The sequence below is a fragment of the Okeania sp. SIO2F4 genome (assembly GCF_010672385.1).
Taxonomy (GTDB): Bacteria; Cyanobacteriota; Cyanobacteriia; order Cyanobacteriales; family Microcoleaceae; genus Trichodesmium.
The window spans coordinates 1-4930 of sequence record NZ_JAAHGT010000740.1; the positions used below are offsets into that span (position 1 = coordinate 1).

Below are 4930 nucleotides of genomic sequence, written 5' to 3' on the forward strand. Positions count from 1 at the left end.
TAATTATTTTAGTAGATAACTTATGTATAAAATCTGTCCTTGTATCTTTCAGCTTGGCATGGAATTTAGCTACTCTAATCCGTGCTTTTTCATACCTTTTAGACCCTTTAGTTTTATCAGATAACGACTTGCTTAACTTTCGTTAGCGTTAGCGTAGCTCCTCTGCAAGAGGCAGCTCCTCTGTTAGCGCAGCTCCTCCGGAGGAGGCAAGAGGCTACTTCTTAATTCGTTTTTTGAGTGGTTTTGGTGCATCAAACTTTGTACCATTACTCAAGGTTGCAAAGGTTTTAATACCTAAATCTATACGTACTGAATTATCAGTTTTAGACAAAATTCGAGGTAATGTTTCCACTACAAAACTCAAGAAATATCTATTAGCTGAGTCCTTGATAATTGTTACTGATGATGGAGCAGCAGGTAACTTTCTTGACCAAACAATTTTCAGCTTTCCAATCTTAGCGTTGCTAGGAACTTTATGTTGACCAATTTTAAACCCTCCTTTTGTAAATCTTGCAGTTTGTTTTGATTTCCTGATGCATGAATTTAGGAGGCTTGACAGGTTTACCTTTTCTCTGGCCTTTTGTTGATTTAAAAAAGTTTTGATAAGCTTGGTTTAAATCATTCAAAGATTGCTGCAATGGTATGTTAGAAACTTCTGAAAGCCACTCTCTATATTCAGTCTTTTTTGCTTGAGTAATAAACTGTTTTTGCAGCTGTGAGTTAGTGGGTTTGTTACTTCCTGATTTGTATTTTTCTTGAGAGCAAGCTAGACTATCATTCCAAACAACACGTTCGCGTAGCGTTGTGCCAGCAAACGCAACCAAATAGCTTTGCTAATCGATGCCTTTGTCCCGGTGTTGGATATATAAGATACTTAAATCTAGCTTTCATAATCTGAGTTTTCAACTAACAGTATAATAACATATTTATCGAATAATTTAGCAACTAAAAAGTCGCCCTAGAAGGGCGAGGCTTGAGACCCAATTTTATGGAAATTAGAGTTATTACTGAACTTTCTAAGATTTTCCCTATTAATACCATTGTTATTAGGCAATTTTCTCCGAAAAAAGTCCAACTGATTCGTAGGTCTAATAAACTATGTGTCGTTTAACTTTCCTGGCGGTTTCAACCGCCGTTTAGCGTTCCGCACAACGTGCGTTTTTCATATCGCGTAGCGAAACGCGGAGCGACATGAAACGCTTTTCCTCCTCCCTTAAAAAAGAGGTGGATTCTAAGTTCTCAATTATTTTTCTTGAATAATTTACTTTACTTAGACAAATAGACAAAATTTTATGGCAACAGTAAAGTTGCATTATTGTCAATATTATTTGTGGTACTAAAACTTTGAAAATAGCGTCGAGCATGAGGCGGAAAATTAGGAAAGTCTAACACAGCGTCCCCAGCAGCAATATCAGCCCAAAAATAACGCAGACTAGGAGCAAGTTTTTTGGCAACTTCTGGGGATAAATTTAAAGGAGGGTTAGTCAAAAGTTTAGACATAAAATGAAAAGAGCGATCGCCGATCCATTCCCTAGAAATATTACTCAGATTAGGTAAGTTGGGCAAAGAATTAACGCGATGACTCTCAATTTTTAAAGACTGTTGACCATTGGCATCAGTACTAAAATCAATTATCCGATAAGGATGAGGATAACTAACTAAAGAACCAGTTGTAATTTCATAAATTCCTTGATATTCAGCAATATCTTGAACATGAAGATGACCAGTAAATATAAGCTTAACACCTGCATATTGGAGAATATCTAACAATACCAACCTATTTTCTAACATATAACGACGACCAAGAGAGTTATTAGATTGGTCTGGCAAATGTTCAATCACATTGTGATGTATCATTACCATCACTAATTCCTCTTCAGCAGTGGTTAAAATTTGCTGCAACCAGTCTAATTGTTCTGTCTCTAAACCACCAGTATATTCTTGTTTCCCTGAAGTATCAAATTGATTAGAATTCAACCCAATTATTCGCACTCCAGGCAATACTTGTTCAGTATAATATAATCGTTGCTGATAATCATATCCACAATGATGATAATAACTAGGAAAATCTGCTAAACCAATAGAATAATCATTGGCAAATTTGACAGGTACATCGTGATTACCAGGAACTACATAAACAGGGTAAGGAAGTGCAGCTAATCTTTTGCTTAACCAGGTATGATTTTCTGGTTCACCATCTTGAGTTAAGTCTCCAGGTAGTAGTAAAAAATCAATATCTAATTTACTTAAATGTTCGAGTACCAGTTCCAAAGCAGGAATACTAACTTCTACTAAATGAAAACGATGTGCTTGTTCAGCAATAGTATGAGGGACTGCAATATGTAAGTCACTCGCAACAGCAAATCTAAAATTTAAAGCCATGGAAAAAGTCCTCTGGAAGTTAGGCTAAATCAATATATTAATTATTTCTCTAGATTTCCATTGTATTTCACAATTAGTGAGAAATAAAAATATGGCCATAAATCTCAAACTGCTGCAAATCTATAGCAATATAAATAATAAAGTCTTAGGAGATTAAAAAAATTGAAATCCTTTATAATCAATAGCTGTGACTTGAGCTAATAGCTAATAGCTATTTGTGGAGCATTCTGGCAAGGAAATGCTTAAAGCCATAGAATAAAATGTATTTCTTGGCCAAATGTATAACTAAATGTATGATTAAGGGTATTGCCGAGACAAAATATAGCAGTCACCAGAGTGGTTAGGACATTCTCGCCCCTCTCAAATATAGTTTGTTCTGTGAATTTAACTTCTGACTTCTGACTTCTGACTTCTGACTTCTGCTATAGTTGACGGTCAGGGATGATAACATTAAGATTAAAGATAGAAACAATAAGGCAATTTGTAGACTCTAGGTGAAAGCAATGCCAGAAGCTGAACTTCCTGGAAACCAGCACTTACCAGAAACAAATGATCCAGTAAATCACCAAAAACTGGACCACACTTATGAATTGGACAAAATCGAAGAACATCTAGCTCCAGAAAAACAAACATCTCCAGAGAATGATGAGGATGAGTGGGAGACCGTTAATTTTCCTGATTCTATTAGTGTAGATTCAATTCCAGTATTAGAAACAACCTCACCAGAAGTAAAAGATTTAAGGTTAGATAATCAAGATAGAACTGAAAGAAAGTCCCAGGAAGTTCCAGAAGTTAAAGTAGTTTTGACAAAAGACTCTACTGAAGAGCTAGAATCTGCAAATCTTATGGAAGCTTTGCATGAATGTAACCGTGAACTGATAAATCGAGTTACAGAATTAGAAACATCTTTAGAAGAATGTCAGAAAACTCTAGAAAATCAAGAAAAGTTACTAGAAGAAAGAACTAGAGAACTAGCAACAACTCAACAGCAGGTAACTCGTCTATTCTACAAACTAGAATTGTGTAATCAAATTATTCAGCGCCAGGAAGTTTTAGTGGAGTCTCTAACAGATAAGTGGGAAAATAGTGAACAACAACAGGCACAAATGGAAAGAGAATGTGCGTTAACCAAACAATCTTATAACCAACAAAGTTATCATCTTAAAGAATTAGAAAATAGTTGCCGAGAGTTACGCTCAAGACTATACCGCCAGCAGCAACAAACTATGCAATTTAAAGCAGCTTTAGAAAGATGCTTGGAAATGCCGGGGAGAATAGATACGGTAAATCAACTAACAGAAAGACCTACAGAACTATCTCCAGTTATAGCACCTCAAGTAAGTTCTAAATCAGAACCTTTAAAAGAAGAAACATCTCAGATAAGTTCTAAATCTAAACCTTCTAATGAAGAAAATCCTTTCATTCAGACCAACACGAAAATATTACCTCTGATAAATTCAGAGCCAGTTCAACCTTGGTCTGCGCAAATAAAAAATAAACAAAAAGAAGAATCTATTCTTGACAAGAAAGAAATAGGTATTGCTAAGATTAATTTGGAAAAAAAGTTAGATTTACCTCAAGGTTTGACAACACCCCAACAAGTATCATCATCAGAAGAAAATACTCCTGAGAATGACTTTTTTCCTAATGTTAGGGAAAGTACATTAAATCCTAGCCTACCCTCATTTAGTAGAATAGGTGAAGTTCCAGATTATGAATTAGTAGACGAAGTATCCCAAAATGATATTTTAGAAGATACAGAAGCAGGAGAGTATGTGGTTATAGAAAATGATTTAGCTGAAGCACAAAGTCAATATCAGGAAGTAGAAAGATTGGAAGAAAATAAGGTTATAGCAGAACTTAAAAAAGTAGAGACTTTTGAAGAAGAATCAAACACAGAGATTAAACACGAACGTATATCATGGAATATATCTACAGGAAAGTGGAATGTTTGTGAGTATCAACCTGAACTAGAAACAGAAATAGATGCAGAAGATTTTTCTGAAGTTTCAGAGGAAGTGCAGCAAGATATGGAACAAGCAACACCAGCAAGTAGTAAATTACATTTACCAACTTGGAACACTCCTATATTTGAGTCTGAACCTTTTGAGGAGGATGTGGTGTCAGAAGTTCCAGAAAAACAGGACTTATCATTAGGAGTAATAGATTTGCCTAGTTTTCCTAGAATTCCTATTGACGATCAACCATCTGCAGTGAATGGTTAAGATTTAGTTACGCAAGATTTTAGCTTTTTGCTTTGGGTTTCATGTTGAGCATTGTGGTATTAAGAGCATTGCTTTTGTATATGGAACCTATTTGCTATCTTTCTTTTTGATTGATTTTTCTTTCTACAGTATTGGCGATATAGCTGCCGCACTTGCTCTGCCTTTCATGTCGCGCAGCGAAACGGGAAGGGGAACCGAGTTCTATCCCTAAGAGACTATAGGTTTTTTGGTTGAATAAAAAATCATGTATATGGGCGAGATAACCCTTATAGGATTTATGATATCAGAATTTTAGTGAGGATGCAACTGAAAATCCTTTGACG

5 protein-coding genes and 1 pseudogene are annotated in these 4930 nt (G+C 35.5%); 2 read left to right on the forward strand and 4 right to left on the reverse strand.

All coding sequences use genetic code 11. From position 1 onward, the window contains the following. Window positions 1-79, reverse strand: a pseudogene (locus F6K22_RS31650) (transposase); the annotation flags it as partial. A 154-nt stretch (window positions 80-233) separates the two neighbouring features. Here F6K22_RS31650 and F6K22_RS31655 point away from each other — a divergent pair. After that, the gene (locus F6K22_RS31655) at window positions 234-482 is read left to right on the forward strand and encodes a hypothetical protein (protein WP_293107417.1); all 249 of its coding nucleotides are present in this window, start codon (window positions 234-236) and stop codon (window positions 480-482) included. 6 nt (window positions 483-488) lie between these two features. Here the strand turns inward: F6K22_RS31655 and F6K22_RS31660 are convergent, their stop codons facing one another. The 3 genes from F6K22_RS31660 to F6K22_RS31670 all read right to left on the reverse strand — a co-directional run bounded on the left by F6K22_RS31660 (window position 489) and on the right by F6K22_RS31670 (window position 2382). Further along, window positions 489-824, reverse strand: a complete 336-nt coding sequence (locus tag F6K22_RS31660; RefSeq protein ID WP_293107428.1) for a hypothetical protein — start codon at window positions 822-824, stop codon at window positions 489-491. Then, complete coding sequence (locus tag F6K22_RS31665; protein WP_293107420.1) at window positions 775-891, reverse strand: helix-turn-helix domain-containing protein; 117 nt, start codon at window positions 889-891, stop codon at window positions 775-777. The genes F6K22_RS31660 and F6K22_RS31665 overlap by 50 nt, the downstream gene beginning before the upstream one ends. A 399-nt stretch (window positions 892-1290) precedes the next feature. Then, the gene (locus F6K22_RS31670; RefSeq protein WP_293107423.1) at window positions 1291-2382 is read right to left on the reverse strand and encodes a metallophosphoesterase family protein; all 1092 of its coding nucleotides are present in this window, start codon (window positions 2380-2382) and stop codon (window positions 1291-1293) included. A 503-nt stretch (window positions 2383-2885) separates the two neighbouring features. Between F6K22_RS31670 and F6K22_RS31675 the strand changes: the two genes are divergently transcribed. Next, window positions 2886-4607 carry a hypothetical protein gene (locus F6K22_RS31675; protein WP_293107426.1) on the forward strand — a complete coding sequence of 574 codons (1722 nt, stop codon included), beginning with the start codon at window positions 2886-2888 and terminating at the stop codon, window positions 4605-4607. Window positions 4608-4930: the final 323 nt, after the last annotated feature.

Bases quoted from the DNA above. Each gene is read 5' to 3' on its own strand.
- F6K22_RS31665 (WP_293107420.1), bottom strand. From the start codon at position 891: ATGAAAGCTAGATTTAAGTATCTTATATATCCAACACCGGGACAAAGG.
- F6K22_RS31675 (WP_293107426.1), top strand. From the start codon at position 2,886: ATGCCAGAAGCTGAACTTCCTGGAAACCAGCACTTACCAGAAACAAAT.
- F6K22_RS31670 (WP_293107423.1), bottom strand. From the start codon at position 2,382: ATGGCTTTAAATTTTAGATTTGCTGTTGCGAGTGACTTACATATTGCA.